The sequence below is a fragment of the Streptosporangium sp. OZ121 genome (assembly GCF_051918885.1).
GTDB lineage: Bacteria > Actinomycetota > Actinomycetes > Streptosporangiales > Streptosporangiaceae > Streptosporangium.
In genome coordinates this window covers 1-4634 of sequence record NZ_JBPXMC010000065.1, presented here as the reverse complement: position 1 = coordinate 4634, position 4634 = coordinate 1, and the positions used below count along the sequence as shown (strand labels likewise).

Here is a 4634-nt window from a genome sequence, read left to right as displayed (position 1 = left end):
AAGCGGCTGATCGTGGTCAGCGCCGGGGAGGTGGCCGAGGTCAGCCGACCCACGCTGTAGCCCGCCTGCCCGCCGGCCGCCTCCAGCGAGGGGTGCGGGAGGTCGTAGACGTAGTCGGTGGCGCCGATCTTGAACTCAGCGCGTTGTGTCTCGGTCAGGTCGCGGACGGCCGGGATCTGGCGGATCAGCCGGTCGGCGGCGTCGTAGACGTTGCGGTGGGTGTAATCGTCGGCGTTCGCTCCTGGGGGCAGCGGTTCGGTGACCGACGTGGGGTTGTCGTTGCGGTCATAGCCATAACGCCAGGTGCGGCCCGCCGTGGTGGAGGAGAGCCGGTTGCCGCTGTAGTCGTGGGTGAAAGTGGTGGTGATGCCGTCGGGGTCGGTGACCTTCGCGGTGTTTCCGGCGCCGTCGTAGGCGTAACGGGTGACGGCGTCGATCGGGTCGATGAGCTGCTCACCCACTGTCAGCAGCTGGCCCACCGCGTCGGTGGTCAAGGTGGTCTGCTTGGCCGGTGAGCTGCCGGTGCTCAGCTGCGCGGTGGTGGTCTTCAGCCCGTCATAGGTGGTGCGCTGCAGGGGGGTGAAGGTGGTGCCGTGCTCGGCCACCTCCACCTCCCGGCCCAGCGCGTCGTAGCGGGTGCGGAACCCGACCACGCCGGCGGTGCCATCAGCGCGGGGGACGAACACATCCTGGGCGCGGCCGTGGGCATCATAGGTGAAGGTGTTGGTCCGGGTGCGGGAGCCGTCCTGGTCGATGCTGGTGCGCAACGCCCGCCCCAATCCGTCGACCTCGATCACCGAGCGGCCCCGCTCGCCGTCACCGACCGGGTCCTCGGCCACGATCGACACCCGGCCGGTGCCGGTGCCCAGCTCAGCGGCCCGGTCGTCGTAGGTGGTGCGGGAGATCTCCGCGCCCTGGGTGCGGGCGGTGTCGCCGATGGCGAAACTCAACGAGCGGGTGGGCCTGCCCAACCCGTCGACGTGGGTACGCACCAACTCGGTCAGGTTGGCCTGATCGGCTTGGTCGAAGCTGCAGGCGGTCGCCGGATCCGGCACACTGCCGACATCCGGGCCGTCCGGGCAGCCGTAGTTGGGGCCCTCACTTTCCAAAACGGCCCCGGTGCCGGGGTCGATCACGGTTTTGACCACATGGCGGATCGGGTTGTCGGCGTAGCGGACGGGTCCTTCGGTGCGCACGACGTGCACCCCGTGGACGTCGTAGCCGTACTGGGTGTATCCGGGACTGTCGATGCTGTCGTTGCCGTCGGCGACCTGCTGCGGCGCCCAGGTGCGATACAGCTGCCCCCGGTTGACGCCCGTGCCGCCGTAGTAGACGAACCGGCTGGTCTTGTCCGGGATGTCCTCATCGCCGTCCTCGACCGTGATGGTCTTGACGAACCGGAAATGCTCATCGTGGTAGGCGTAGCGGACCCGGCCCAGCTCGGTGCCGGTGGCCCCGTCCAAGGCGACCTCCGTCGAGGTCAGATCAGCAGCGACGTTGAAGACCGCACTGGTCCACGCCAGCCGATACAAAGAACGGCTGCGGCGGGTCTCCTGCTTGCCCTGGCCGTTGGTGAAGATCGTGTCGGTTTTGGCCGGCAGATCCATCACATACTTCCCGCCCACCTCCTGGCGGTCCCAGTCGGTGATCTGGCGCACCTTGGCGCCGCTGGTGCGGCACGCGGCCAGCGTCTGCCCGGCCGCGCCGGTGCAGGTATAGGACACCGTCTCCTCGGGCAGCACCACCCGGGAGGGGTAATCGGCGCGCATGCCCGGCGCCCGCCCCAGATCCGCCGACAGCGTGTACGTCGACTCGACCAGGCGCATCACCTTGGGCTGGGAGTCGGCCAGCGGCGCGGCCGGGACATGGCCTAACACGCCGGCGCTGAGTACCGCCAGCCCGGCCGGGCTCTTGGTGTAGTCATAGCGCACCACGTCGGTGCGGTCATCGCCCGCCTCGACGCTGTCCTTGCCGGCGTAGGTGTGCACCTCGGCGAACCCGGCGAAGCCGTGCTGGCCATACGGGCCGGCCACGAACACCGGATCGAGGTAGGAGGTGTCGGTGGCGATCGCCGGCTGGCCATGGCCCGGATCGACACGCACGTTTTGCGCCACCCACTTGCCGGCGGCGCTGTCACGGTAGTAGGTGACGGTGGTCGTGGCGCCCGAGCCGTTGGAGACACTGCGCAGCAACCGCGCCGGAGCCGCATGCGCAGGACTGCGGTCGATGATCTGCTTGGCGTAGCGCACCGCCGGAACCCCGTCACCGTCGCCGTCCTCGATCAGGTCAAGCAACCCGTCCCCGTTGAGGTCGGCGGCCTGATGAGTGGCGGCGTAGCGGTAATCGGCCCGGTCGGCGAACTCCTGCACACTGCCGCCGAAGGTGGTGCCGGTGGCGACGATCCGCCCGGCCAGCGCCGCGGCCACCGACACATCCGCCGGCAACGACCGCGACCAGGCGGTGCCACTACCGGTGTACAACCGCGCCCGCCCGGCCTCCTTGTCATGAAACAGCAGGTCAGCGATACCGTCACGGTCCATGTCCAGCATCCGCGACTTGCCCCAGCGCTCACCGGTCTGCGGGTAGTACTGCCAGTTCTTGTCCATCAGATCCGGCGCGCGAAAAGACTCCAGCCGCGAGGTGTCGGCGTGGTCGCGGCTGAAGGCCACCTGGCCGCCGTTGGCCTCGGTACCGAACCCGGCGCCGGTGTTGAAGAACACATCCGGGCTGTTGCCGTTGAAAGTGGCGTCACGAATTTTGTCGGTCAGCCCATCGCCGTTGATATCCAGCCCCATTCCATTACGGAAATAGCCGGTGTAGCCGCCGTCGCGATCCAGTGCCGGATCGCCCGGCGGGTCGGGATCGACGACGCGATCCACCCGGGAACGCGCGGGCCCCAGATGGAGGTTTTGGTCCTCGTCGGCCAGCTGCACCGGTGTCCAGGCCGTGGTGGTCTGCGACCCGACGGCCGACCCGATGCTCACCCAGCTCCTGGCCGTGCTGTGATAACCGGAGTCGTAGATCACGTCCGGCTGGCCGTCGCCGTTGAACTCCGCCATCGTCACCGAATGTTGGGGAGAGCCGGTGGTGTAGGAACTCATCACCCCCGACTGAGGCCCCGACAGCCGGCCCTGCGGCGCCGACTCGGTGATGCCCCCCGCTTCGATGCGGACCGGGGCAGCGGCGAACCCGCTTCCGGTGTTGCGATACACATACAGATACCGCTGCCGCTTGGTGATCGCCCGCGCGGGCGCCTCCTCGGCGCGGATGGGGTCCACCGTCCCGTCAACGAACGCAGGCTCCCAATGCGGATCGGGATTCAAGGTCTCTTCGTGCATGCTGTGCTGATACACCGGAGCCGGGATCGCCTGGGTGGAGGCATACGGGCAGTCCACCGACGCGATCGTCTGGGTGACCAGGTCAGGCAGCCGATCGCCGTCCAGGTCCATGAAGGCGTGCCTGGCCTGCTGCATCGACTTCCACGACGCCGGAGCCCTCCAGTCGTTCTCGGTGTGGCAGGCCTTGGCGGCATCTCCCCGGTATCCGCCCGAGGCATCCGGGCTGAAAGACCGCGACAGGGTGCACAGCAACTCCCCGTCCCCGCTGTCGGGGGTGGCGGCCTTGACCGGAATGTCACCCATCGCCTTACGCAGGCTGAACGGGGCGAACTCCCCGCCGGCGGCCTGCTTGACGAACCCGGTGGACTTGTTCAGATACACCTCCACCTGACAGCCGCCGCTTTGCGGGGCGGCCGAGGCCAGCTTGGGCAACCCGCCGCTGCGCGCCAGCATGTCGGTGCGGCCATCACCGTCGAGGTCGACCCACATCCGCGCCACGCTCTCGCCGGTGGCCTGCCCGGTGGACAGCAACCACGACCCGCTAGCCCCATGAAAGGGCGGCCCGGTGGCCGAATTCGGCGTCGGACAGAACGTCTCCACACACCCCACATGCGAGGTGACCGGCGTGAAACGCCACTGGTTCGGATTGTCCGGATCAAAGGAGAAGAACTGGTTGGTGTCCACCGACTCGGGCATCTTCAGGTTCGCCACCGTCGGCACCGCCGGCTCGTAGTCGTCGTCCTGGGTATAGGAGGCGGCCTTGCCGTAGGTGAACGTGGTGGCCGGCAACACCGTCTGGCCCGGCCCCGTCTGCCCGGCCACCACCGGACGATTCACCGTCCGCTGCACCGAGGTCAGCTGCCGAAACGGCGCCGTGACCCCCGCGCACCCCTCCGTGGCGCTGTCATAGGACAGCGTGTACACGCTGCGGGTGTCATACCCGGCCGCCCCCGAGGTCTTGGCCGTCTCCGTCGTCACCTGCACCAGCTTGCGCGTCCCGGACAGCCGGCCGTAGCCCAGCTGGTAATCCAACCGGGCCCCGACGGGCAGCATGCCCGAGGCCGGGTCCCCGCAAAACACCGGAGCGCCATAGCCGAACCGCACCCGCGCGTACTCCTGCTGCGCCCCCGGCGCCACGTAGTCGATGCCGGTCAGCACGAACTCGCGCGGATGCCCCGCCGCCGGCGCCGCCGCCGTGCGCCCCACCGTGGCATAGGTGTACCGCACCTGATGATCATCGCCGTCCACCACCCGATCCAACGGCGCGAAACCATACGGATGGGTGTCCTTGCGCCC

The 4634-nt window shown here is 68.6% G+C and carries 1 protein-coding gene; it reads right to left on the bottom strand.

The genetic code is table 11. The features are described 5' to 3' along the window. The coding region (locus ACTOQ1_RS42645) for an RHS repeat domain-containing protein (protein WP_440074279.1) at positions 1-4634 on the bottom strand (4634 nt) is incomplete at both ends.